Origin of the sequence: uncultured Cellulomonas sp., from assembly GCF_947494015.1 — a bacterium.
Lineage (GTDB): Bacteria > Actinomycetota > Actinomycetes > Actinomycetales > Cellulomonadaceae > Pengzhenrongella.
The window spans coordinates 344366-368594 of record NZ_CANLTL010000003.1; the positions used below are offsets into that span (position 1 = coordinate 344366).

The following is a 24229-nucleotide window of genomic DNA, read 5'->3' on the forward strand; positions in this document are numbered from 1 at the left end:
TGGGCGGCAGGTGGCACGCGCGGCGGCCGCCGACCGGCGACGACGAGGGGACGCACGATGCTGTCTGGTGAGGTGCTCGCGGACGGGTTCGGCCGGATCCGGGAGGTGGTGCGCTCCGTGCTGGACGGGCTCGACCCGCAGGGGCTCGCGCACCGTCCGTCCGGGGTCGGCAACTCCGTCGGGTGGCTGGTGTGGCACCTGGCCCGCGTTCAGGACGACCACCTGGCCGACGCGTTCGACGCCGACCAGGTCTGGACCTCCCAGGGGTGGGTGGAGCGCTTCGGCCTGCCCTTCGACCCGACCGACACCGGGTACGGGCACGACGGCGACCAGGTCGCCGCGGTGCAGGTCGACGGGCAGCTGCTGCTGGCCTACCTGGAGGCCGTGCACGCGCGGACGGCCGAGCACCTGTCCGCGGTCACCGACGAGGACCTGGACCGGGTGGTGGACGCGTCCTACGACCCGCCGGTCACCCTCGGGGTCCGGCTGGTCAGCGTGCTGAGCGACGACCTGCAGCACGCGGGGCAGGCCGCGTACGTCCGCGGCCTGCTGACGTCGACGGCGGGGTGACGCAGGTGCTGCCGACGATGCTGCCGGTCGTGCTCCCGCACGACCTGCGCGTGGACCCGGCGTTCGCCGGGGTCGCCACGCGTGCGTGGGCGACGGCGGCCGCGAAGGTGGACGCCCTCACCGAGCGCCACCCGGACGCCTTCCCCCTGTACACGCGCGGCGGCCGCTGGGTGGTCGACGGCGAGGCGTGGACCAACTGGTGCGAGGGGTTCCTCGGCGGACAGCTGTGGATGCTGTCCGAGCGCGCCGGTGACGCGGCCGCACGGGACCGGTTCCGTGCGAAGGCCGAGCACTACTCCACGCTGATCGAGCACCGCACCGCCGACGACACCGTGCACGACCTCGGGTTCCTGTTCTGGTCCACCTACCGGCGCTGGTACGAGCTCACCGGGGACCCGCGGCTGAACGACGTGCTGGTCGCGGCAGGCCGGACGACGGCGAGCCGCTACCGCCCCGTGGGCGGCTACATGCCGAGCTTCCGGCGGCCGGACTCGCTGTTCATCGACATCATGATGAACATCCACCTGGCCCTGTACGCCGCTGCGCAGACCGGCGACGAGGATCTCGCCCGGGTCGCGGTGCAGCACTGCCTGACCACCCGGCGTCACCTCGTGCGCGGTGACGGGTCGGCATCCCACGAGGCGATGTTCGACCTGGCCACGGGACGGTTCGTGGCCCAGACCACCCAGCAGGGCTGGTCCGACGCGGGCTCGTGGGCGCGGGGGCAGGCCTGGGCGCTGTACGGCTTCGGCACGGTGTACCGCTTCACCGGGGACCGCCGCTTCCTGGCGACCGCGCAGGCGACCGCCGACTTCTGGGTGGAGCGGACCCGGACGGCCCTGGTGCCGCCCAACGACTGGGAGGAGCCGGACCCGCCGCGCCCGTGGGAGAGCTCGGCCGCAGCGGCCGCCGCGGGTGGCCTGTGGCAGCTGGCCGGCCTGGTGCAGGACCCGGCGCGGTCCCGCGTGTACGCCGACCACGCGGTGCGGACCGTCCTCGCCCTCGGTGACCCGCAGTTCCTGGCCGACCCGGACGAGGACTGGGAGGGGGTCCTCAAGCACGGCGTCTACCACGAGCGCAAGGACCTCGGCGTCGACGAGTCGGTCATGTGGGGCGACTACTGGTTCCTCGACGCGGTGGACTCCATCGAACGCTATGCGGGGCGCCGGCCGGCGGACTGACCGCCCGACCGAGGTCGCACGGCGCCGCCTCCGACCGGACCCGGGGGCGCGGTCACCCGTCGGCGCGGCGCGCGCGGGGGCGCGCCCGCAGGTGCGCCCGCTCGCCCTGCCGGCCGAACAGGCTGAGGAACTCCACCGGCTCGTCGCCGACGGGCCCGAACCAGTGCGGCGTCCGGGTGTCGAACTCGGCCGCCTCACCGGGGGACAGCACGAGGTCGTGCTCGCCGAGCACGACGCGCAGCCGCCCGTCCAGGACGTACAGCCACTCGTACCCCTCGTGGGTCTGCGGGTCGGGCTCGGGCCCGCGGGCCCCGGCCGCGAGCACGTGCTTGTACGCCTGGATGCCGCCGGGTCGGCGCGTCAGCGGCACCACGGTCATGCCGTGACGGGTGACCGGCCGCAGGTGGACGCGGGGGTCCCCGGTCGGTGGGGCGTCCACGAGCTCGTCCAGCGTGACGCCGTAGGCACGGGCCAGCGGGAGCAGCAGCTCCAGCGTCGGCCGACGTGACCCGGACTCGAGCCGGGACAGGGTGCTGACCGAGACCCCGGTCAGGGCCGAGACGTCGGTCAGCGTGGTGCCGCGCGCCTGGCGCAGCGCGCGCAGCCGCGGCCCGACGGTGGTCAGGGTGTCGGAGAGGTCGGCGTCCATCCGCCGAATTTGCCACTGCGGCAAGGATGTTTGCGCGGCATGGCGGAACGGGTGCAGGGTCGGCGGCGGAGGTGGTGGTCATGGTGACCGATCGGCTGGAGCAGGCGTGCGACGTGGTGGTGATCGGCGGGGGAGCGGCCGGACTGAACGGGGCGTTGATGCTCGCCCGGGCCCGGCGGTCCGTCGTCGTGGTGGACGCGGGTCAACCGCGCAACGCGCCGGCGGACGCGGTGCACGGCCTGCTCGGCCGGGAGGGGACGCCGCCGGCCGAGCTGCTCGAGCGGGGCCGGCAGGAGGTGCGCGGGTACGGGGGCGGGGTGGTGACGGGCGTGGTGGCCGGGGCGGTACGTGACGGCGACCGGTTCGCGGTGTCCCTCGCGGACGGCCGATCGGTGCGGGCGCGCCGGCTGCTGGTGACGACCGGCCTCGTCGACGAGCTGCCGGACGTGCCGGGGCTGCGTGAGCAGTGGGGGCACGGCGTCGTGCACTGCCCGTACTGCCACGGGTGGGAGGTGCGGGACCGGGCGATCGGCGTCCTGGCCACCGGGCCGATGTCGGTGCACCAGGCGCTGCTGTTCCGCCAGTGGAGCCCCGACGTCGTCCTCCTCACCCACGCGCAGCCGTCGCCGTCCGACGACGACCTCGAGCAGCTCGCCGCGCGCGGCATCCGGGTCGTGCCGGGGCCCGTGGCGTCGGTCAGGACCGCAGCGGGACGGATCACCGGTCTGCGGCTCGCCGACGGCGGCGTCGTCGACCGTGAGGTGGTCGCCGTCGCACCGCGGATGGTCGCGCGCGGCGCCGTGCTGGCCGGTCTCGGTCTGGTGCCGCAGGAGCACCCGAGCGGGATGGGTCAGCACCTCGCGTGCGACCCGACCGGCCGCACGGAGGTCGCCGGCGTCTGGGTCGCGGGCAACGTGACGGACCTGGCCGCGCAGGTGGGCGCGGCCGCCGCCGCGGGCGCGATGGCCGGGGCGCAGATCAACGCCGACCTCGTCCTGGAGGAGACCCGGACGGCGGTCGAGGCGCACCGCCGCTCCACGCGCACCCTAGAGGGCCGCGCGCCGGTCGGGTGAGACACCGACGGGCACGGTCGACGTCGCCCACGCGCGGACATCGGTGCAGCCCTGGGCGCAGTAGGTCGCGCAGGTGGGGCACACCCAGACGAGGTGGCGGCGGTCCGGCGTACAGCCGCAGGTGACCGATCGCTGCGCGGGTCGGCCGGGGCCGTCGACCGTCCAGCGGTGCCCGCGCGGGCACCCGCGGGGAGGGATCAGCTCGTACCCGCGGGGCGTCCGTCGCCAGCGCGACCAGTCGACCTCCTGCATTCGAACAAGTGTACGAGTGCGGCCGCCGGGGTGCGGGTCACGGCGCAGGGTCGCCCGCTCGCGCGCGGTCGCCGGCGGCGCCGGTACGCGGACGCGGCAGATGGTTGTGGCGTGTGGGTGGCGGCTGCCACGATGCCGGTACGGCCGATCCCGGGCTGACCAGCCGCCACGCTCGCGCAGCGCAGCTGCCCGGTCGCGCCGTCGTGCCGCGGGGCCTGCCGCTCCGCGGGGCTCCGCCCCGAGCGTGTGAAGGGAGGCCGGCATGGCCGGTCCCGCGTCCCCGTCAGCCTCCGTCGCCACGCCCCCGCGGGTGACGAGGGAGATGGAGCAGCAGCTCGAGGCCCATCGCCGCGAGCTCACCGGGTTCTGCTACCGGATGCTCGGCTCCGCCTTCGACGCCGACGACGCGGTCCAGGAGGTAATGGTGCGGGCCTGGCGCGGGGTCGACCGGTTCGACGGTCGCTCGTCGCTGCGCACGTGGCTCTACCGGATCGCGACGAACGTCTGCTTCGACGTCACGGGGGCGACCCGGCGCCGCGCCCTGCCGATGGATCTGTCCCCGGGGGCCTCCCCGCCGGTCGCGTCGTCGCTCGGTGCCCAGCTGCCGGAGCAGACGTGGGTCGGTCCGGCGCCGGACGGCCGGATCATGCCCGAGACGGCCGACCCGGCGGAGCTCGCGGTGGCCCGTGAGTCGGTCCGGCTGGCCTTCGTGGTGGCGCTCCAGCACCTGCCCGCGCGGCAGCGCGCCGTGCTCATCCTGCGCGAGGTGCTGCGGTGGCGGGCCGACGAGGTCGCGGAGCTGCTCGGCACGACGGTCGCCTCGGTCAACAGCGCCCTGCAGCGGGCGCGCGCCACCCTGGCGAGCACGCGCCTGGCCGACGCCGGCGAGGCGCCGGACCCGCTCGACGAGGAGCACGCCGCGCTGCTGGCCCGGTACGTCGAGGCCTTCGAGGCCTACGACATCGAGGCCCTGGTCGCGTTGCTGCACCAGGACGCGACGCAGTCCATGCCGCCCTGGGCGCTGTGGATCAGCGGTCCGGAGGACATCGGGCGCTGGCACCTGGGGCCGGGAGCCGGCTGCCGCGGGTCGCGCATGGTGCGCGTCCGGGCCAACGGCTCACCTGCCTTCGCCCAGTACAAGCCGAGCAGCACGCCCGGACGGCTGGTGCCGTGGGCCGTGCACCTGCTGGAGATCCGCGAGAGGCGCATCAGCAGCATCACGAACTTCGTCGGGGAGGACGTCTTCCGCGCCTTCGGCCTGCCGCTGCACCTGGACGTCTGAGCAGGGCGCCGGCACGTCCGAGCGCGGCGCCGGCACGTCTCGGCCCGACGGCGGCGCCTCGGCCGCCAGCACGTCGGTGAGGCCGGCGAGCCGGATCAGCGCTTGCAGGCCGGGCGGCACACCGCGCAGCAGCAGGCGGGCGCCGGACCGCTCGACTGCGGCGCACAGCCGCGCCAGCGCGTCCACGCCCGCCAGGTCGCCCGCCAGGTCGGCCGGCGGCACGTCGGCGAGGTCGCACACGACGGTCCGCGCGCCGGCCGACCGGATCTCCGCGGTGGCGGCCGCGCAGGTGCCGCCGACGTCGGCGAGCAGATCAGCCCCGTCGAGGGTCAACGGTCCGGGGTCGGTCCTACCCAGCGAGCCGGGGTCGGTCATGCACGGTGGACCGCACCCGAGCCGCCGAGTCATCGGCGCGGGCGCGCGGCTGGCCGGGGGAGGATGTGCCCGTGACTCACGGCGTGCCCAGCACCACCACCATCAGCACCGGCAGCACGGCCGGCAGTACGAACGGCAGCGTGGTCTCCGTCAGCCGCGACGACCGGCACCGGTTCACCAAGCCGGTGGTCGACCACATCACCCTGGTCGAGAACTGGGGGGTCGAGGGCGACGCCCACGCCGGGGCGACCGTCAAGCACCGGTCGCACGCCGCGCGCGAGCCCGACGCGCCCAACCTGCGCCAGGTCCACCTCCTGCACGAGGAGCTGCTCGAGGAGGTCGCCGGACGCGGCTTCGCCGTCACGCCGGGCCGGATGGGGGAGAACATCACGACCCGCGGCATCGCGCTGCTGTGCCTGCCGACCGGGACGGTGCTGCGGCTCGGTGCCGACGCCGCCGTCGTGCTCACCGGGCTGCGCAACCCGTGCGTGCAGATCGACGGCCTCGCGCCCGGCCTCATGCGCGAGATGGTCACCCGGCTCCCGGACGGGCAGGTCGTGCGCCGCTCGGGCGTCATGGCGGTGGTCCTGCGTGGTGGCACCGTGCGTGCGGGTGACCCGGTCGCCATCGACCTGCCCGAGGGACCGCACATCCCCCTGCAACCGGTGTGAGCGCGGCGGGCCCGACCGTGCCCGGTCCGACCCTGCGCGGTGCGACCGGCGAACCGGGACGGGTCGGGATGCGTCAGGGCAGCTGGCGCGCCCGGGTCCCCACGACCTCACGCGGTGCGGGTGACTCGTCGAACATCGACGAGCGGATCGTGTCGGCGCGTGCCACCTCCGAGATGATCATCGCTGCCAGGTCCCGCAGCTGGACGCCGCGGTGCTCCGCCGCCCGGCGCAGCACCCCCAGCGCCTCCTCGGGTCCGCAGCTGCGCTGCGCCATCACGATCCCGGTCGCCTGACCGATCGCGTCCCGCGCCGAGACGCCGGCGAACAGCTCCTCGGTCAGGCAGTGCAGCCGCCCCACCTCCATCTCGAGCGCGGCGACCCGGGCGACCTGTCGCACGAACGCGGCGGCCCGGCGCAGCTCGCCGCGCTCCCACGGCGCCGGTGCGGCGTCGTAGAGCACCACCGCGGCGTCGACGCCGCGCCCCACCGGCGTGGGCAGCGCGACCGCGGTGCGGAACCCCTCGTGCACGGCGGCGTCGCGCCACGCCGGCCAGCGGCGGGTCCGGCCGGTGTGCGCGACGACGACCACCCGGTTCTCCTCCAGGGCGGTCAGGCCGGGACCGAACCGCTCGGCCTGCTGCACCGCCTCGCACCGGCGGGCGGACACGTCGCTGCTGCCCGCGATCCGCACGCTGCGGAACTCGCGCAGCGTGATGCCGCACTGCAGGTCCGGCCGGACGAGGTCGGCGGCCAGCGCGGCCACCTCGTCCAGCAGGGCGTCGTCGGCCACGGGCACCGGGCCCGACGGGAAGGTGTGGAGGTCGGTGGCCATGGTCGCTCCCTGCGCCGCGCCGTTGCGGACCGTCACGTCGTCCCGGCCGCGGAGGCCGGGGTGGTGACGCGTCGATCATCCCACCTCCCGCCGGTGCTGCACCCCGGGGTGGCCACCGGTCCGACCCGTCGGGCCGGCGCCGCGTCAGTGCGCGCCGCGCTCGCGCGCCAGCTCGACGGCCGACCGCACCCCGGCGTTCCAGGGGGCACCGTGCCCGGGCAGCACCACGGACGCGCCGGTGGTGGCCAGCCGGTCGAGCGAGGCGAGCGCCTGGCCGCTGTCCGCGGTCGCCGCGCCGGCGACGATCTGCGGACCGGTGTGCCCGGTGTACGGGTCCAGCGTCACGAGCGCGTCCCCGCTGATCACCGCGTCGCGCTCGGGCAGGTGCAGGGCGACGTGCCCGACGGTGTGACCCGGGGTCAGCACCACGCGGGGGGTGCCGGGCAGGTCGAGCGGGCCCTCACCGGGATACGGCACGAGGCCGTCGACGCCGGGCACGCGCAGCGCCCCGGCCCGCATCATCGCGGCGAGGATGCCGAGGCTGGCCGGGTACCTCAGCGGGTACACCGCCCGCAGGTTCTCGTGGGCGTACCGGTACGGGTGGCGCGCGATGAAGAAGTCGTCGGGGTGCGCCCAGACGGACACGCCGAGGCGTCCCTGCGCGCGGGCGGCGGTCCCGGTGTGGTCGAAGTGGGCGTGGGTGAGCGCGACCGCGGCGACGTCGGCGGGGCGACGGCCGAGCTCGCGCAGGGCACGCCCGATGAGGTCCCACGCCCGGGGCAGGCCGGTGTCGACCAGGAGCACCCGTCCTCCGTCCTCGACCAGGTACACGTTGACGTGCGCGTGCTCCAGGCGATGCACGCGGTCGGCGACCTCGGTGGTGAGCGTGGGGGGCATGACGCGCTCCGGTGCTGGACGGCAGTGGCGTCGCCACGCTAGCCGGGCGGTCGCGGGGGCGCGCGACGGCCGGCCGGCGCGGGTGGCTCAGCGCCGGGTCGGTCGGCGCGGGTGGGTCAGCGTGGTGCGACAGCGAACGTGGCGGTCATCGTGTGGCTCGCCCCGGGCTCCAGACGGACCGCGGCCGGGCCGACGTTGGACGTCTCGACGCACAGCATCCCGGTCCACTCGTCGTCGCCGAGGTCCGCCATCTCGGCCGCCTTCGCCGCCCACGGGTTCCACAGCACCGTGGTGCCCGAGCCCTGACCGGTGATCCGCAGCCGGCGTCCGCCGACGGGGTCGTCGACGGTCGTGGGGCCGCTCGGCGCGAGGTAGATCCGGTCGGTGGGTCCGGTCAGCCGGACCGGGCCGGGCACCGGGTCGACCGGCTCGGGCCCGCCGAGCTTGTCCACGTACCGCACGCCCTCGAGGCCGGTCACCTCGACCCGGCGGACGTCGCCGACGCCGAGGTAGGCGTGCAGCGCCTCCTCGAACGTGACCGGACGGTCGCCGGTGCTGCGAACGGTCAGCGCCACGGCCAGCTGTGCCCCGACGGTGATCCGGGCGGTCGCGTGGAACGCGTGCGGCCAGTGCGAGGCCCGGGTGGCCGCGGAGTCGGTCAGGCCGAGGGTCACGACGACGTCGTCCCCGGTCTCCTCCGCGCCGTGGACGGTCCACGGCGTCACCCGGGCGAACCCGTGCGACGGCGCGTCAGGGTGCCCGTCGAGCGCGCCGAACCACGGGAAGCAGATCGGCACGCCGCCGCGGATCGCGGTGCCCTCGGCGAACCGGCTCTGCCGGCTCAGCCGCAGGACGTCGTCGTGCCCGGACGGCTGCCACCGGGTGACCTGCGCGCCGTGCAGGTAGATCTCGGCCGACGCGGCGGGGCCGGTGACCACCAACCGCGGCAGGCCGCCGGCGCCCGGCTCGAGGCGGACGGACGCCGGCAGCGCGCCGAGGGTGCTCACGGGGCGTCGGGGACCGCGTCGGGGTCCTCCTCGGGCTCGAACGTCGACGGCTGGCCGGCACCCAGTCCCGCACCGGACTCGGTGTTGGGGACCGCTCCGGGCTCGACGTCGGTGGGGCGGGCGTCGTCGGGGGTGGTGGAGTCGTCCTGGCTGGTCATGTCTGCGCCTCTCGGGTCGGTGCCGCGTGGGGCGGTGCGGCGTGCCGCCTCAGCGTGCCCCGCTCCACGGGCACCGGCAAGGCGAGGCGGGACGACGTCGCCGGGTCAGTCCTCGAGGGTCGCGCCGCGGCGCTCGGGCAGGCCGAGCGAGCCCGCGGCGGCGATCACGAACACGACGGCGAAGACCAGGAACAGCAGGCCCGTGCCGCCCTGGTCGCGCAGCGGCGGCACGGCGAGCGGCGCGAGGATGGACGCGAGCCGGCCGAAGGCGGCCGCCGACCCGGCGCCCGTGGCCCGCAGCCGCGTCGGGTACAGCTCGGGGGTGACGGCGTACAGCGCCCCCCAGGCCCCGAGGTTGAAGAACGACAGCAGCATGCCGGCGACGAGCACCTGGGTGCTGCCGTCCGCCTGCGCGAACAGCCCGGCCGACGCGGCCGACCCGAGCAGGAAGGTCACCAGCGTCGGGCGGCGGCCCCACTTCTCGACCAGCACGGCGGAGGCGAAGTACCCCGGCAGCTGGGCGAGGGTGATGATCAGCGTGTACTCGAAGGAGCGCACGAGCGAGAAGCCGGAGTCGAACAGCAGGCTCGGCAGCCAGATGAAGGCGCCGTAGTAGGAGAAGTTCACGGCGAACCACACCAGCCACAGCATCCCGGTGCGGCGGCGCAGCCGGCGCGACCACAGGTCGCCCATCCGCGGGGCGACGGCCGCGGGCTCGTCGGTGGGGCCGTCGGCGCTGCTGCGGGTGCGGCCGTGGGGGGCGCGGCCGGGCGCGGTGGACCGGTCGACGACGGCCGGGCGCGCGGCGTCGTCCGCGGTTGCCCGTGCGGGCCGGGTGCCGGCGGCTGCGGCCTCGAAGCGCTCGACGACCTCCTCGGCCTCGGCGTGCCGCCCGCGTGACTCCAGGAACCGCACCGACTCGGGCAGGCCCCGGCGCACCACGACCGCGTACAGCGCCGGCACGGCGCCGATCGCCAGCGCCCACCGCCAGCCGTCGTCGCTGCCGGGGACGACGAGGTACCCGATCAGCGCCGACAGCGTCCAGCCGATGGCCCAGAACGCCTCGAGCGCGACGACGACCCGACCGCGGATGCGCGGCGGGGCGAACTCGCTGACCAGCGTGGACGCGACCGGCAGCTCGGCGCCGAGCCCGAGCCCGACGACGAAGCGCAGCGCGATGAGCACGCCGACGGAGGCCGCGAGCGCGGAGGCACCGGTCGCGAGGCCGTACACGAGCAGCGTCAGGGCGAACACCTGGCGGCGCCCGATGCGGTCTGCGAGCAGCCCGCCGAGGCTCGCGCCGACCGCCATCCCGACGAACCCGGCCGACGCGATCCAGGACCGCTGCCCGTCGTCGAGGCCCCACTGGACGCCGAGCGCCGCGATGACGAAGGAGATCAGGCCGACGTCCATGGCGTCGAACGCCCACCCCAGACCGGAGCCCACCAGCAGCTTGCGGTGCTGCGGGGTGAAGGGCAGCGAATCGAGGCGTTCGGTGCGGGTGCGCGTCGGCGTGCTCGTCACGGGTCTCTCTCTCCTCGCGGGCCCACGCGTGCGCACAGGTCGCCCGCCGGAGCCGCTGACTGCCCCGGCGCCGGTGCGGGCCGCGGCCCGGTGGCGAGGTGGGGCGACGCGGGGACGCGTCGCCGCACCCTACCGGGGGCGGGGCCCGGACCGCGGCGCCCGACCGGCAGCGCGGCGACGTCGCCGACCGGCTGCCATGGGACGGCTCCCTGCGAGGCGGCTACGGGCGGGACGGCGGGAGGTCCGGCGGCGGGGTGTAGCCCGGCTCGATGCCGTCGTTGTCGGACCCCGGCGTCGGGTCGGTGTTGTCCGGGTCGGCCGGCAGCAAGCCCTCCGAGGCGGCGTCGGCCGGGATGTCGGGCTCGGGCGGCACGCCGGCCGTGTCCCGGCCGCCGGAGTGCCTGGTGCCGCCGGTGTCGTGGGCGCTCACGGGCGCTCCTCCTCGAGCTCGAACCCGCGGCCGTCCACGGCGTCCTGACGGTCGGTCAGGCCCAGGTCGTCGTTCTCCGGCTCGGCGTAGGCGGCGTCGGGGTCCTCGGCGGGCGTCTCGGGGACGGGGACGGACGTGTCCTCGGTCATCGTCTCTCCTTCACAGGTCGCGGGCTCGGGCGCCCACGACGCTACGCCCGCCGGACCCGAGCTGCCGGGCGAGCGCCTCGGGATCCGTCGTCGGCCGGTCGCACACCGAGCCGCGGCACACGTACGCCGCCGCGCCGCCGTCGACCATCGGCCGGTCGTGCAGCAGCGGGGGCAGCTCGTCGCAATCCGCGGGCTGGGGCCGGCCGACCGCGACCACGAGCCCCGGCGCGGTGCCCCCCCGGGCGGCCCGGACCAGCGCGCGGGTCCGCTCGTCGTCCGGCGGCCCGACGACGGCGACCTCCCGGGGACCGTCCAGGACCGCCTCCGCGACGGCCAGCGCCCAACCGGCCGCGCGGGGGTACCGGGTCGCGATCCGCAGCGGCTCGGCGAGCGCCGCCAGCGCGGCCTCGCGGTGCTCGAGCGAGCCGGTCAGCGCCCCGAACGTCAGCAGCGCCCCCGCGGCGGCGGACTGGCCGGCGGGCACCGGTCCGTCGGCGGGGTCCCGCGGTCGGCGGATGCGCGCCAGCACGCTGTCGGTCTCGTCGTCGGCGGTGTCGAAGAAGCCGCCCGCACCGTCACCGAAGTGGTCGAGCACGGTGCCCAGCAGGGCTCCGGCACCGCGCCACCACCGCGCCTCACCCGTGACCGACCACAGCGCGAGCAGGCCCTCGGCGACGTCGGCGTAGTCCTCGAGCACCCCGGCCGCCGACCCGGCGACGCCGTCCCGCGAGGTGCGGACCAGCCGCGCTCCCTCCCGGCCCGCCGCCGTGCCGGGAGCGCGCACGTGCAGATCGAGCAGGAGCCGGGCCGCGTCGCCCGCGGCGTCCACCCAGTCCGTCCGCCCCAGCAGGGCACCGGCCTCGGCGAGCGCGGCGACGGCCAGCCCGTTCCAGCCCGAGACGACCTTGTCGTCGCGGCCCGGACGTGGCCGGGTCTCGCGGGCCGCCAGCAGGCGCGCCCGCACGCCGGCGTACCGCGCCGTCTCGTGCTCCGGCGGATCGGCGAGCAGCTGCAGCACCGAGCTGCCGTGCTCGAACGTCCCGGCCGTGGTGACGCCCAGGAGCTCGGCGGCCCAGGCGCCCTCGTCGGCGCCGAGGACGTCGACCAGCTGGGCCGGCGTCCACACCGAGAACGCGCCCTCGTGGCCGTCGCTGTCGGCGTCCAGCGCGGAGGCGAAGCCGCCCGCGGGGGTGCGCAGCTCGCGCAGCATCCAGTCGGCCGTCTCGGTGACGACGCGGTGCGCGAGCGGTGCACCGGTGGCCCGCCACCAGTGGGCGTACACGCGCAGCAGCAGGGCGTTGTCGTAGAGCATCTTCTCGAAGTGGGGGACCGTCCACGACGCGTCGACCGAGTACCGCGCGAAGCCGCCGCCGAGCTGGTCGTACATCCCACCCCGCGCCATCGCGTCCAGGGTCCGCTCGGCCATCGCCAGCGCATCGGTCCGTCCGGTGCGGGCGTGGTGGCGCAGCAGCCACTCCAGCACCATCGACGGCGGGAACTTCGGTGCGCCGCCGAAGCCGCCCCGCTCGGCGTCGTAGCTCCCGGCGATGCCGGCCAGCGCCGCCTCGACCGCCGCCGGGTCGACGGGGAGCTCGACCGTGGGGCCGAGTCCCGCCGGGCCGCCGGTGCCGGTGCCCGTACCGGTGCTCGTGGCGGTGCCTGTCCCGGTGCCCGGCGCCGCCGGTGCGAGCGACCCGCGCTCGGCGAGGGCCTCGCGGATCGCGGCGGCGCTGGACTCGACGTCGCCGCGCTGGCCCGTCCACGCCGCGGCCATGGCCGCGAGCACCTGGGGGAACGACGGCATGCCCTGCACCGGCCGGGGCGGGAAGTACGTGCCGCAGTAGAAGGGGTCGCCGTCGGGGGTCGCGAAGACGGTCATCGGCCAGCCGCCGGCCCCGGTCATCGCCTGGGTCGCCTCCATGTAGACCGCGTCGACGTCCGGCCGCTCCTCGCGGTCGACCTTGACGTTGACGAAGTGCTCGTTCATGAACGCCGCGACGGCCGGGTCCTCGAACGACTCGTGCGCCATGACGTGGCACCAGTGGCAGGCGGCGTAGCCGGTCGAGACCAGCACCGGCACGTCGCGGCGCCGGGCCTCGGCGAACGCCTCCTCGCCCCACTCGAACCAGTCGACGGGGTTCTCGGCGTGCTGGTGCAGGTACGGGCTGGTGCTCGTCGCGAGTCGGTTGGCCACCGGTCCACTGTGGCCCCGCGGTGCGGGGTACGCGATCCGGTGACGGGGGTCAGATGTCGGCGTACTTGGCCCGGGCGAACGAGTAGACGCCGTACGCGACGAACCCGAGCGCCACCAGCCCGAGCAGCACGCGTCCGAACGGCACCTGCAGCATGGCCTGCAGGGCGCCGTCGAGCCCCTGCGCCTCCTGCGGGTCAGCCGTCCACGCCGCGGTCACGAACAACCCGCCGACCACGACCAGGGCGATGCCGCGGGCGATGTAGCCGGCGCGGCCGGCCACGACGACCCAGTGGTCGGGGCGCTCCTGGAGGTCCTGCAGGAACTTCTTGGTCCATCCCTTGATGGCGTGGTACACGCCGACGGCAGCGACGCCGACGCCGACGAGCGCCACCAGGACCCGGCCGAACGGCTGCTGCATGAGCGTCGCGGTGAGCCCGGCCGACCCGCCGCCGGAGCCGCCCCCGGAGCTGCCCACGATCGTCCAGGTCAGCCCGGCCAGGACGAGGTAGGTGACCGCCTTGGCGGCCGCCTTGACGCGCTCCTTGGTCTCGCCGTCGAGGAAGGCGGACACCGCCTGCCACAGACCCAGCAGCACGAAGCCGGCGAGGATGACCCACAGCAGGACGGCGCCGAACGGCTGCTCGGCCAGCGTGCGCAGCGCGCCGCTGGCGCTGGCCTGCTCCCCCCCGGTCCCGCTCCCCAGGGCCAGCTGCAGCGCGATCCACCCGATCACGAGGTTGATCAGGCCGTTCGCGGCGTACCCGAGCCGCGCGCCCTTCTCCACCACGGGGTGGTGGCCGGCCTGGCGAGCGGTGCTGCGTGCGTCTTCGGTCATGGGCCCACCCTGGCACCGGGACGTGGGCGACGCGAGGCACCGGGACCGCCCCCGGCTCCCCGCGCCGTCGATAGGGTCGGCGCGTGGCGGCCGTCCGACGCGCAGAACCGGACGTCCGCCCGCATCCGACCGGCCACGCCTGAGGGGACACCGACCATGACCATCCACGGGACCCTGTTCACCGACTTCCGCGAGAACGCCTCGCCGGACCCGTTCTCGCTGCAGGGCAAGAAGCTGCTGAAGATCCAGATGGGGTACGGGCCGGTGTGGGCCCGCAGTGGCTCGATGGTCGCCTACCAGGGCGACATCCGATTCGAGAACCGGGGCGCCGGCGGTCTCGGCAAGATGTTCAAGGCGGCCGTGACCGGCGAGGGCGTCGACATGATGCAGTGCTCGGGCCAGGGCGAGCTGTTCGTCGCCGACCAGGCGGCCGAGGTGCAGATCATGTACCTGGAGAACGACGAGATCTCGGTCAACGGCAGCAACGTGCTCGCGTTCTCCTCCTCCGTGGAATGGGACATCCACCGGCTGCAGGCACGCGGCGCGGCCATGACCGGCGGGCTCTACAACGTCTCGCTGCGCGGCACCGGGTACGTCGCCGTCACCACCAAGGGCGAGCCGGTCGCGCTCGACGTCGCCTCCGCGCCCACCTTCGGCGACCCGCAGGCCGTCGTGCTGTGGACGTCCGGCGTCGGCATGGACATCCGGGTCGACACCGGGGGCCTGCGCTCGATGGTGCGCGGCGGGACGGGGGAGACCTTCCAGATGGCGTTCCGCGGGCAGGGGTACGTGGTGGTCCAGCCCAGCGAGTCCGTCGTGGACGGCGGCCACCAGGCCGGCGGCGCGAACCGCGGGGGCGGCGGACTGGGCGGTCTGCTCGGCGGCTGACCGGTGGTCCGGGTGGCCGTCAGCGGACCGGCGTGCGCATGCCCGGTGACCAGCGGTACCGCCGCACGTCGCCGACCGGGGTGAAGCCCAGCGCCCGGAGGATGCCCACGCCGTCGGGCGAGGCGGTCAGCACGGCCCGGTCGTGGCCTGCCGCGCTGCCCGCCGCCATCGCGGCCCGGGTGAGCGCGGTGCCGATGCCCCGACCGCGCCACGGGCGGGCCGTGACGACGTGGTCCACGACCGCCGCAGGCCCCGACGTGAACACCGCGGCGCAGCCCACCGGCAGCCCGTCGGCGGTGGCCAGCAGGTGCGGGGCGTGGCGGTCGCCGCCGGGCAGGGCGACCCCGGCGCGCGCCGCGACCAGGGCGCTGAGCCGCGGCCGCACACGCTCCGGGACGGCAGCCTCCGCCCGCGGGTCCAGGCCGAGCAGCACGCACATCCAGGCCCGCAGCCCGACGAGGTCGTCCACCTCCTGGACGACGACGCCGGGCGGTGCCTCGACCGCGACCGCGATCGGGTCGAGGTCGGCGACCATCGCCGGCTCCTGCTCGACGACCGTGAGCCCCGCCGCGCGCAGGGCGGCCTCGAGCCCGGGATCGACGTCCCCGTCGGTGTGCCACAGCATCGCGGTGGCGGTCCTGACGTAGGGGGCCAGCAGCTCCTGCACGAGCTCGTCGGGGGTCTGACCCGGCGCGGGCCGCGCGCGGAGCACCCCGTTCCACTCGGCGTCGTCCACGCGTGTCGTCGCCGACCGGGCGCGGTCGTCGTCCCGGAGCACCTCCGCGGCCCCGTCACGGTGCACCGACCACAGGGCGTCGTCGACCAGCTCACGGACGGCGAGGGACGGGCGCAACGTGGCCTCCGGGGTCGGGTGCGCCGGGACCATCCCGGCCCGGCGCGGGATCACGCTAGGGCACCGACGGGCGCACGGCCGAGCGGGCGCGAGGCCAGTAAGGTCCGGGCATGGGAGCGCGCAGCCCCGAGATGCAGCCCGTCGACCTGGTCGAGGTCGACGCGGACGACGCCGCGCTCGTCCCCGGGCCGCCCTCGCCGTCCCGTCAGTCCCGGCAGTCCCGTCAGTCCCGGCAGCCCCGGCCGGTCGGCGCGTGGTCCGCCCGGCGGTCGGCGGGCACGCCGCACGACGCGGCGCCGGACGCGTCGGGTGCGGCCGCCTCCGACGGTGCCGCGGGTCGAGCCGGCGGTTCGGGTGCCGCGCGCGGACCGTGGTCGGCCGGGCCGCCCCGGCGACGGCGTCTGCTCGCGGCGGCGGCGGTGGTGGCCGCCGTCGCGGTCGGGACCGCGTCGGTCGCCTCCGAGCGGCAGGAGACCGCCCGGCTGACCGCGCTCGCCGACGTGCCCGGCGTGATCGCGCCGGTGACGGCGCCACTGGTCGAGCTGTGGCGCAGCGACGACGGGGTCCGCGCGAGCCTGACCGCGGTCGCCGGCCTGGTCGTCGGCGTGACGGCGCCCCGGGAGCGCTCGCAGGACGTCGCCGTCGCCGCGCTGGATGCCGCCACGGGCCGGACGCGCTGGCGCACGACGCTGGTCCCGACGGGAGCCACGACGGGAGGCAGGGCGACGTGCGTGGTCCCCGACGCGGGGGTCGGCGTCCGCGAGGACGAGCGCGTCGTGGTGTGCCACAGCGTCGACGAGCTCGGTCCCTCCCCGCGCGACCTGTCGCGGATCGAGCCACGGGCGGCTCGGCTGCTGGTGCTCGACGTGGCCGACGGCACGGTGCTCGCCGAGCGCACGGTGGACCCCTCGATCAGCATCGACGCGCTCGGCACCGACATCGTCGTGAAGGAGACGCTCGCCGACGGCCGCCTGCGCGTGGCCCGCACCGACCCGACCGGCGAGCACACGCGGTGGACGTTCCACACCGACCCGCGGATCCTCGGCCGCGAGTACAGCCCGGTGCTCGTCGACGACGGGCTCGTGGTGGTCCCCGGTGCGGAGGGCTGGGTGCTGACCGGCGACGGCGAGGTCGTGCACGCGTGGGAGCCCAGGCGCCCCGCCGCGGCGGCGTGGGCGGACGTGCAGCGCGGCGCGGTGATGCTGCGTCCGCTGCGCGACCTGATCGGCCGGACCGACGTGGTCGAGCTGTCGACCGGGCGCGCGTTCACCACCGACGGGTTCCCGCTGCGCCCGTGGACCGATGACGGCTCGAGCGGCGACCTCGTGCTCGTGCAGGGGTCGCGCGGCCAGGGGCTCATGGCGCAGCGCCTCGGGTCGGGCGACGTCGTGTGGGCGGTGCCCGGCGACGACACCGGCGGCACGCTGGTGATCGACGGCCGGGTGCTGCGGGTCGAGGAAGGCCTGCTGCGGTCCATGGACGCGGCCACGGGGACGACCATCTGGCAGGCCGACGTGCCGACGTGGTCGCTCTACGGGCTGTACACGGACGGCCGGCTGGTGCTGCGGACGGAGGTGGACGCCGACCGGCGCACGGTGCTGGCCGCGCGGGGGCTCGACGACGGTCGACTGCGCTGGAGCTCACCCGTGGCCGACGGCCTGGAGCAGCTCATCGTCCTCGACCACCGGCTCCTCGGGCTCACCGAGGACGGCCTGGTGGCGTTCGGCCCGGCGCCGGCGTGAGCGGACGCCGGGGCACCGGTCACCCGGCGGGCCGGCCCAGCAGGCGGGCCGCGCGGTAGGCAGGAGCGCGCAGGGCGGCGGCCCACCGGTACGACGGCAGGCCGGGCGGGCTCGCCCCGATCGGGTGGAACCGGGTCCCGCGGTCGGTGTCGCTCCCCGCGTCGGTCAGCACGTCCAGCACCGCGAACGGCCGCCACGGACCGGTGGTGCCGGACCACAGCAGCGTCCAGGAGGACCCGGGCAGCGCCGTGGCCGCGTCCCGCCGCCCGGACGAGCCGGCCGGCAGCGGGCGTGCCGAGGCCGCTGCCGGCTGCACCGCGAGGACCAGCGGGCCGCGCGGCCCCCGGAACGGCATGAGGGTGCTCGACGGTCCAGAGAACGGCGACCGGCGGGGGACGAGCCCGTAGCGCGCCGCGCCCCGCAGCCCGGTCGAGCTGAGCAGCACGTCGGTGCGACCGCCGTCGTCCTCCACGACCCGCACCGCGACGCCCTGCACGTCCGGCGCCCACGCGGGCAGCCCCGCGCCTCGGGAGAACCGGACCAGCGCCGGCCGCTCCCGGGGCGCGTCGAGCCACGGGACTCCGGACGGCTCCCCGGTCCCGCTCCAGCGCACGACGGCGTGGTACGTCCGGCCGACGGCGTGCATCGGACGGTCCTGGCGCAGCGCGGACACCGCCGCGATGCCGGTGCCCAGCACGACGCCACCTGCGGCGGCCGCGGCCAGGCCCGCCAGCCGCGCGGTCGGGCCGGGGGTCACGGGCGGCGCCAGTCGTGCGACGTCAGGTGCGACCCGGCCATCGGCCCCATGGTGAGCATGCCGCCGTCGACGGGCCAGGAGGCCCCGGTGACGTAGCCGGCTGCGCCCGAGCACAGGAACGGGACCACGGCGGCGACCTCGCGGGCCTCCCCGGGGCGGGCCACCGGGATGCCGGGGCGGTCCTTGTCGACCAGCACGGACTCGTCCGTCTGGCCGGTCATGGGGGTCGCGATCTCGCCGGGAGCCACGGCGTTGACGGTGATGCCGTGGTCGGCGAGCTCGAGCGCCGCCGTCCTGACCAGCAGGCCCAGTCCGCCCTTGGCCGCGCAGTACGGCGCGGCGCCCACCCGGGGGGCGTGCTCGTGCACGCTCGTGATCGCCGCGACCCGGCCACCGCCGCCCTGCACCATGTGCCGCGCGCCCGCCTGCAGGCAGCAGAATGCGCCGTCCAGGTCGACCGACACGACCTCGCGCCAGGTCTCGTCGTCCATGTCGAGCAGCGGGGTCGACGAGCCGGTCCCCGACGACATCTCCAGGGTGTCCGGCCCGCCCGTCGTCGCGGCGAGATCGTCCACCACGCGCGTGCCGGACGGCGGGTCGGTGAGGTCCAGGTGCCGGACGTGCGCCTCGGCGCCGAGCGCGCGGACCTGCGCGGCGATCGCCTCGGCGCCGGCCTCGTCGGCGTGCCAGGTGATGCCGACCCGGCGTCCGGGGGCGGCCAGCGCCACCGCGCACGCCCGACCGATCCCGGAGTCGGCGCCGGTGACCACGACGCGGTGGGGCTCGCGGGCGGCCGGCGGCCGGGTGGGGTCGGGGCTCGCGCCGTCCCGCGGTGCGCTGGCGTCGGTCACGGTGGTCCTCCTGCTCGAGCGGGTGATGTCCCTCACGGTGGGCGGGGTGCCCCACCCCCGCAACCGGACGGAGCCGCGGGAGCGGTTGCGGCCGCCGGGGGGCCGGTGTTGCGTTGCCCGGTCGGCCGCGGAGGGCGCCGCTGACGAGCAGGAGGAATGATGACGACGACGGCGACCGCTGCGGCGACGGGCGGGACGACGGGCGGGACGACGGGCGGGACGACGGGCGGGACGACGACGCCGACGCGCCGGCCGCTCGAGCTCGACCAGGCGGTGCGGACCGTGCTCGGTGCGGGCAGCGCGCTGCGCGAGGCGCAGGTCGACGCGCTGAGCGGGCTCACCGACTCCGACACGCTGCTCGTGGCGCGGTCCGGTGCCGGCAAGACGGCGGTGTACGCGGTCGCGACGCTGACGTCCGACCGGCTCACGGTGGTCGTCTCTCCGCTCCTCGCGCTGCAGCGCGACCAGGTCGCGGCGCTCGAGGAGGACGGGCTGCGCGCGGCGGCGGTGAGCTCGGCGCTCACCCCGCGCCGGCAGCGCGAGGCGCTGCAGGACGCCGTCGACGGGCGGCTGGACGTGCTGCTGCTCGGCCCGGAGCAGCTGGTCCGGCCGACGGTGGTCGAGACGCTCGCCGAGGCGACGGTCGGTCTGGTCGTGGTGGACGAGGCGCACTGCGTGAGCGAGTGGGGCCACGACTTCCGCCCGGACTACCTGCACGTCGGTGCGGCGGTCGAGCGACTCGGCGGTCCCCGGGTGCTGGCGGTCACCGCGACGGCGTCCGCCCAGGTGCGGCAGGAGGTCGTCGACCGGCTCGCGATGAGGTCGCCGCGTGTCCTCGTGCACGATGCCGACCGGCCCAACATCTGGCTCGGGGCGCGGGCGTCGGCCTCGCCGGAGGAGCGCGACGCGGCGGTGGTGGAGGCCGCGGTGGCGACCGCGGGGGCGGGGATCGTCTACGCGCGCACGCACCGGCACGTCGAGGAGCTCGCCGAGGCGCTGGCGCGAGCCGGACGTCCCGCGGTGACGTACCACGCGGGCCTGGCGCGCAAGGCCCGCGAGGACGCGGAGGACCGCTTCCTGCAGGGCGACGCCGACCTCGTGGTGGCGACCAGCGCCTTCGGGATGGGGGTCGACCGCCCGGACGTGCGGTTCGTCCTGCACGCCGGCCCGCCGACGTCGTTGGACGCGTACTACCAGGAGGTCGGCCGGGCCGGACGGGACGGGGAGCCGTCGCTCGCCGTGCTGTTCTACCGGCCGGACGACTTCGGTTTGAACCACTACCTGCGCTCGGGCGGTGGCTCTCGTCCGGCGACGCTGCGCACCGTGCTGGAGGCGGCGCGGGACCGGCCGGGGACGCGGGAGGACCTCGCCGAGCGCACCGGCATCTCGGCGCGGTCACTGTCCCGCGCGCTGGGGGCGCTCGTCAGCACCGGCGCGGTCGAGGAGCACGACGGCGTCCTGCAGCCGGAGCACCGCGAGGGGCGTCAGCGTCCGGTCACGGCGGTGCTGCACGCGGTCGCCGAGGCGCGCGAGCACGCGCACGCGATGGACAGGTCGCGGGTCGAGCTCGTACGGACGTACGCCGACACGAGCGACTGCCGCCGGCGCCTGCTGCTCGAGCTGCTCGGCGAGGACCGGCCCGAGCGGTGCGGGCTGTGCGACAGCTGTGACGCGGGCACGAGCCATGACGTCGACGACGCGCCGCTGCGCGCCGGGCAGACCGTGGAGCACCGCGAGTGGGGGCCGGGCACCGTCTCGGTCGTGGAGGCCGAGCGCGTGACCGTGCTGTTCGAGGACCGCGGCTACGTCACGCTCGACACCACCATCGCGCTGGACGCGGGACTGCTGGTGCCGGCCGAGGAGTGAGCGGCGCGGGGCGCGGCGGCGGCCGACCCGGACCCGGACGACCGCGGGTACCGCGCCCCGTCCGGCCCCGCATCACCGTCCTGGTCCCCGACACCGTCCTCACCGCCACGGACACCAGCACGTCCGACACCGACACCGCCCGCGGCACGGGGAGCAGCACGGGAAGCGGCACACCGAACGGTGGTCGCGCCGGTCGCGCCAGCAGGTCCGGCGACCGGCGGCGGACGCTGCCCGTAGGGGACGGCCGGCGGCCTGATCAGCGGCACACCACCCCAACCAGCGCACGCCCGCGCGGTGGCCATCGACGCGAGCCCTACGGCGGCATCGCCGACCGGTCAGTCACCGATCTGCGGGCCCCAGTTCGACGACGCCACCCCGGTCCCACGGGCCCTGCTGGACCGGTTCATCTGCGACAGCGAGATCAACCGCGTCATCTTCGGCCCCGCATCCGAGATCCTCGACGTCGGACGTTCTCGAGGCACCTCCACCCACCACCTGCGCGCCGCGATCATCGCCCGCGACGAACACTGCCGCTACCCCGGGTGCACCGCCCCACCCGTCCTGTGCGAGGGCCACCACCCTCAGCCCTGGGCTCGTGACCACGGCGCCACCAGCACCGACAACGGAATACTGCTGTGCCGGCACCACCGTGACCTCACCCGCCGCCGAGACACCACCATCGCGCGCCATAGGAACCGCTGGCTCTTCGTCGACAGACGTGGCAGCCAGATCACCAGCGACAGCGAGGTGCGGACGCCGCGGGCGCCTCGCGCGGGTGAGCGGGCTCGATGACTGCGGCCGACGAGCCCGCGGAGCATGCGACCAGCGGGTGTGAGCAGCTACGGAGTGCGACGAGGGACGGTCGCCGGATCCGCCGAGTCCGGCCACCACCTCGACGCCTCCGCCCGACAGCGCAGACCAGCTCAGCCCCCACCAGGTCCGCCCGGCAGCTCAGCCGTGCGCCACCAGACCGGGCAGCACGTGCCGCAGGTACCGCTCCTTGACGATCGCCAGCACCTCGTCGCCCTGGGTGTCCCAGATGCTCTGGTTGAAGATCTCCACCTCGACGTCGCCGGTGTACCCGGCGGCGGTGACCCAGCGCCCGATCGCGCCGAAGTCGACGTACCCGTCGCCCATGTACCCCCGCGAGAGCAGCGGGTCGGCGGCGAGCGGCAGGTTCCAGTCGCACACCTGGTAGGAGGCGATCCGCTCGTCGGACCCGGCGCGGGCGATCTGCGACTCGAGCTCCGGGTCCCACCACACGTGGTAGGTGTCGACGACCACGCCGACGGCCTGGGCCGGGAACGGCTCGGCGAGGTCGAGCGCCTGTCCGAGCGTCGAGATCACGGCACGGTCGGCGGCGAACATGGGGTGCAGCGGCTCGAGCACGAGCCGGACGCCGTGCTCCTGGGCGAACGGCACGAGGTCCGCGATCCGGTCGGCGACGCGTCCGCGCGCCGCCACGAGGTCGCGGTCGCCGTCGGGCAGCGCGGGCCCACCGGGTGCGCTGGCTGCCGGCAGGCCGCCGACCACCATGATCAGCTCCGAGGTGCCGAGGGTCGCCGCCTCGACCACGGCGGCGCGGTTGTCCGCGAGCGCGGCGGCGCGCCCGGACTCGTCGGCCGCGGTGAGGAAGCCGCCCCGGCACAGCGACGACACCCGGAGCCCGGCGTCGGCGACGCGCGCCGCCGCCTCGGCGAGCCCGGCCTCGGCGACGCGGTCACGCCAGAGGCCGATCGCCCCGAGCCCGGCCCGGACCGCGCCGTCGACGGCCTCGGCGAGCGTCCACGACTTGGTCGTCGCGGTGTTCAGCGACAGCCGGGAGACGTCGTCGTGGGCGCCGTGACCGGCGGGGGAGAACGCCTCGATGATCGCGCCGGCACTCACAGGGAGATCTCGGGGATCTCGATCCGGCGACCCTCGGCGGACGACTGCAGCCCGCGCTCGGCGAGCTGGACGCCACGAGCGGCCGACAGCAGGCCGAACCGGTGCTCGCGGCCGGCGACGACGTCGCGCAGGAACTCCTCCCACTGCAGCTTGAAGCCGTTGTCGAGGTCGCCGTTCGCCGGCACCTCGAGCCACTGGTCGCGGAACGACTCGGTCACCGGCAGGTCGGGGTTCCACACCGGCTTCGGGGTGTGCGCGCGCTGCTGCGCCACGCACTTGTTGAGCCCCGCCACCGCCGACCCGTGCGTGCCGTCCACCTGGAACTCGACGAGCTCGTCGCGGTACACCCGCACCGCCCACGAGGAGTTGATCTGCGCGACCACCGGGTCACCGGCGGGCGTCTCGACCTCGAAGATCCCGTACGACGCGTCGTCGGCGGTGGCGTCGTAGGCGTTGCCCTGCTCGTCCCAGCGAGTGGGGATGTGGGTCGCGGTCTTCGCGACGACGGACCTGACGTCCCCGAGGATGCCCTCGAGCACGTAGTTCCAGTGGCAGAACATGTCGACCGTCATGCCGCCGCCGTCTTCCTTGCGGTAGTTCCAGCTGGGCCGCTGGGCGGGCTGGATGTCGCCCTCGAACACCCAGTAGCCGAACTCGCCGCGCAGCGACAGGATCCGCCCGAAGAAGCCCTCGTCCACCAGGCGGCGCAGCTTGACCAGCCCCGGCAGGTAGAGCTTGTCGTGCACGACGCCGGCCGTGATGCCCGCGTCGCGGGCGAGCCGGGCGAGCTCGACGGCCTCGTCCAGCGTCTCGGCGGTCGGCTTCTCGGTGTAGATGTGCTTGCCGGCCTTCATCGCCGCGGTCAGCGCCGCCGCGCGGCGGGAGGTGACCTGGGCGTCGAAGTAGATGTCGACCGTCGGGTCGGCGATGACGGCGTCCGCGTCGGTGGTCCAGTGCTCGATGCCGTGCTGCGCGGCGATCTCGCGGATCTTGGCCTCGTTGCGCCCCACGAGGATCGGCTCGACCTGCACCCGGGTGCCGTCCGGCAGCTCGACGCCGCCGGCCTCGCGGATCGGGACGATCGACCGCAGCAGGTGCTGGCGGTAGCCCATCCGACCGGTGATCCCGTTCATCGCGATGCGAAGGACTGTCGAGGCCATGGTGTGTCTCCGAAACGTTGACCGGCACTGGTGAGGCGTCCCGACGGAGGGCGGACCGGGCCGGCCGAGTTCTCTCCGTCGAGGAATGCGCTTTCCCGAGCCTACGGATACGAGGTCGCCGCCGTCAAGCATCGCGACCCGGTCCC

24 protein-coding genes are annotated in these 24229 nt (G+C 75.8%); 9 read left to right on the forward strand and 15 right to left on the reverse strand.

Going from position 1 to position 24229, the window contains the following annotated elements; all coding sequences use genetic code 11:
- Positions 1–57: 57 nt before the first annotated feature.
- Complete coding sequence (locus Q0840_RS05280; protein WP_298457110.1) at positions 58–570, forward strand: mycothiol transferase; 513 nt, start codon at positions 58–60, stop codon at positions 568–570.
- Entirely contained in the window at positions 567–1751 is a 1185-nt protein-coding gene (locus tag Q0840_RS05285; protein WP_298457121.1) for a glycoside hydrolase family 88 protein, read from the forward strand. Before Q0840_RS05280 ends, Q0840_RS05285 begins: the two co-directional genes overlap by 4 nt.
- 52 nt (positions 1752–1803) lie before the next feature.
- Here the strand turns inward: Q0840_RS05285 and Q0840_RS05290 are convergent, their stop codons facing one another.
- On the reverse strand, positions 1804–2400 hold the full coding sequence (locus Q0840_RS05290) for a helix-turn-helix domain-containing protein (RefSeq protein ID WP_298457122.1): 597 nt from the start codon (positions 2398–2400) through the stop codon (positions 1804–1806).
- Between the two features lie 80 nt (positions 2401–2480).
- Between Q0840_RS05290 and Q0840_RS05295 the strand changes: the two genes are divergently transcribed.
- From Q0840_RS05295 to Q0840_RS05305, 3 genes are all read left to right on the forward strand, one after another.
- Positions 2481–3473: an NAD(P)/FAD-dependent oxidoreductase gene (locus Q0840_RS05295; protein ID WP_367183070.1), complete on the forward strand. Its 993-nt coding sequence runs from the start codon at positions 2481–2483 to the stop codon at positions 3471–3473.
- 562 nt (positions 3474–4035) lie between these two features.
- The gene (locus Q0840_RS05300; RefSeq protein WP_298457124.1) at positions 4036–5007 is read left to right on the forward strand and encodes a sigma-70 family RNA polymerase sigma factor; all 972 of its coding nucleotides are present in this window, start codon (positions 4036–4038) and stop codon (positions 5005–5007) included.
- 515 nt (positions 5008–5522) lie between these two features.
- Positions 5523–6053, forward strand: a complete 531-nt coding sequence (locus tag Q0840_RS05305; RefSeq protein ID WP_298457253.1) for an MOSC domain-containing protein — start codon at positions 5523–5525, stop codon at positions 6051–6053.
- 73 nt (positions 6054–6126) lie between these two features.
- Here the strand turns inward: Q0840_RS05305 and Q0840_RS05310 are convergent, their stop codons facing one another.
- From Q0840_RS05310 to Q0840_RS05350, 9 genes are all read right to left on the reverse strand, one after another.
- Positions 6127–6885: a GAF and ANTAR domain-containing protein gene (locus tag Q0840_RS05310; RefSeq protein WP_298457127.1), complete on the reverse strand. Its 759-nt coding sequence runs from the start codon at positions 6883–6885 to the stop codon at positions 6127–6129.
- Between the two features lie 144 nt (positions 6886–7029).
- The gene (locus Q0840_RS05315) at positions 7030–7782 is read right to left on the reverse strand and encodes an MBL fold metallo-hydrolase (protein WP_298457129.1); all 753 of its coding nucleotides are present in this window, start codon (positions 7780–7782) and stop codon (positions 7030–7032) included.
- Between the two features lie 116 nt (positions 7783–7898).
- On the reverse strand, positions 7899–8789 hold the full coding sequence (locus Q0840_RS05320; RefSeq protein WP_298457131.1) for a D-hexose-6-phosphate mutarotase: 891 nt from the start codon (positions 8787–8789) through the stop codon (positions 7899–7901).
- A complete protein-coding gene (locus Q0840_RS05325) occupies positions 8786–8947 on the reverse strand; it encodes a hypothetical protein (protein ID WP_298457134.1) in 162 nt (53 codons plus the stop codon). Before Q0840_RS05325 ends, Q0840_RS05320 begins: the two co-directional genes overlap by 4 nt.
- A gap of 105 nt (positions 8948–9052) precedes the next feature.
- The gene (locus Q0840_RS05330) at positions 9053–10471 is read right to left on the reverse strand and encodes an MFS transporter (RefSeq protein ID WP_298457137.1); all 1419 of its coding nucleotides are present in this window, start codon (positions 10469–10471) and stop codon (positions 9053–9055) included.
- 220 nt (positions 10472–10691) lie between these two features.
- The gene (locus Q0840_RS05335; RefSeq protein ID WP_298457140.1) at positions 10692–10901 is read right to left on the reverse strand and encodes a hypothetical protein; all 210 of its coding nucleotides are present in this window, start codon (positions 10899–10901) and stop codon (positions 10692–10694) included.
- Entirely contained in the window at positions 10898–11050 is a 153-nt protein-coding gene (locus Q0840_RS05340) for a hypothetical protein (RefSeq protein WP_298457142.1), read from the reverse strand. Before Q0840_RS05340 ends, Q0840_RS05335 begins: the two co-directional genes overlap by 4 nt.
- 10 nt (positions 11051–11060) lie before the next feature.
- Positions 11061–13244: a thioredoxin domain-containing protein gene (locus Q0840_RS05345; protein ID WP_298457143.1), complete on the reverse strand. Its 2184-nt coding sequence runs from the start codon at positions 13242–13244 to the stop codon at positions 11061–11063.
- 49 nt (positions 13245–13293) lie between these two features.
- Positions 13294–14079: a DUF1206 domain-containing protein gene (locus tag Q0840_RS05350; protein WP_298457145.1), complete on the reverse strand. Its 786-nt coding sequence runs from the start codon at positions 14077–14079 to the stop codon at positions 13294–13296.
- Positions 14080–14235: 156 nt separating this feature from the next.
- On the opposite strand from Q0840_RS05350, the gene Q0840_RS05355 reads away from it, so the two are divergent.
- The gene (locus Q0840_RS05355) at positions 14236–14967 is read left to right on the forward strand and encodes an AIM24 family protein (RefSeq protein ID WP_298457146.1); all 732 of its coding nucleotides are present in this window, start codon (positions 14236–14238) and stop codon (positions 14965–14967) included.
- A 19-nt stretch (positions 14968–14986) separates the two neighbouring features.
- Here Q0840_RS05355 and Q0840_RS05360 read toward each other — a convergent pair whose 3' ends face one another.
- Complete coding sequence (locus Q0840_RS05360; protein WP_298457148.1) at positions 14987–15874, reverse strand: GNAT family N-acetyltransferase; 888 nt, start codon at positions 15872–15874, stop codon at positions 14987–14989.
- A 56-nt stretch (positions 15875–15930) separates the two neighbouring features.
- Here Q0840_RS05360 and Q0840_RS05365 point away from each other — a divergent pair, with 56 nt between their 5' ends.
- Positions 15931–17562: a PQQ-binding-like beta-propeller repeat protein gene (locus Q0840_RS05365; protein ID WP_298457151.1), complete on the forward strand. Its 1632-nt coding sequence runs from the start codon at positions 15931–15933 to the stop codon at positions 17560–17562.
- A gap of 19 nt (positions 17563–17581) precedes the next feature.
- Here the strand turns inward: Q0840_RS05365 and Q0840_RS05370 are convergent, their stop codons facing one another.
- Together Q0840_RS05370 and Q0840_RS05375 are read right to left on the reverse strand one after the other, a co-directional pair.
- On the reverse strand, positions 17582–18319 hold the full coding sequence (locus Q0840_RS05370) for a hypothetical protein (RefSeq protein WP_298457154.1): 738 nt from the start codon (positions 18317–18319) through the stop codon (positions 17582–17584).
- Positions 18316–19089 carry an SDR family oxidoreductase gene (locus Q0840_RS05375; protein ID WP_298457255.1) on the reverse strand — a complete coding sequence of 258 codons (774 nt, stop codon included), beginning with the start codon at positions 19087–19089 and terminating at the stop codon, positions 18316–18318. The genes Q0840_RS05370 and Q0840_RS05375 overlap by 4 nt, the downstream gene beginning before the upstream one ends.
- Before the next feature lie 240 nt (positions 19090–19329).
- On the opposite strand from Q0840_RS05375, the gene Q0840_RS05380 reads away from it, so the two are divergent.
- Both Q0840_RS05380 and Q0840_RS05385 read left to right on the forward strand, forming a co-directional pair.
- Positions 19330–21036: a RecQ family ATP-dependent DNA helicase gene (locus Q0840_RS05380; RefSeq protein ID WP_298457155.1), complete on the forward strand. Its 1707-nt coding sequence runs from the start codon at positions 19330–19332 to the stop codon at positions 21034–21036.
- 294 nt (positions 21037–21330) lie between these two features.
- Positions 21331–21828 (forward strand): HNH endonuclease signature motif containing protein, encoded by a 498-nt coding sequence (locus Q0840_RS05385; protein ID WP_298457157.1) that lies wholly within the window; start codon positions 21331–21333, stop codon positions 21826–21828.
- Between the two features lie 159 nt (positions 21829–21987).
- Here Q0840_RS05385 and Q0840_RS05390 read toward each other — a convergent pair whose 3' ends face one another.
- Both Q0840_RS05390 and Q0840_RS05395 read right to left on the reverse strand, forming a co-directional pair.
- A complete protein-coding gene (locus Q0840_RS05390; RefSeq protein ID WP_298457160.1) occupies positions 21988–22923 on the reverse strand; it encodes a sugar phosphate isomerase/epimerase in 936 nt (311 codons plus the stop codon).
- Positions 22920–24083, reverse strand: a complete 1164-nt coding sequence (locus Q0840_RS05395) for a Gfo/Idh/MocA family protein (protein ID WP_298457162.1) — start codon at positions 24081–24083, stop codon at positions 22920–22922. The genes Q0840_RS05390 and Q0840_RS05395 overlap by 4 nt, the downstream gene beginning before the upstream one ends.
- Positions 24084–24229: the final 146 nt, after the last annotated feature.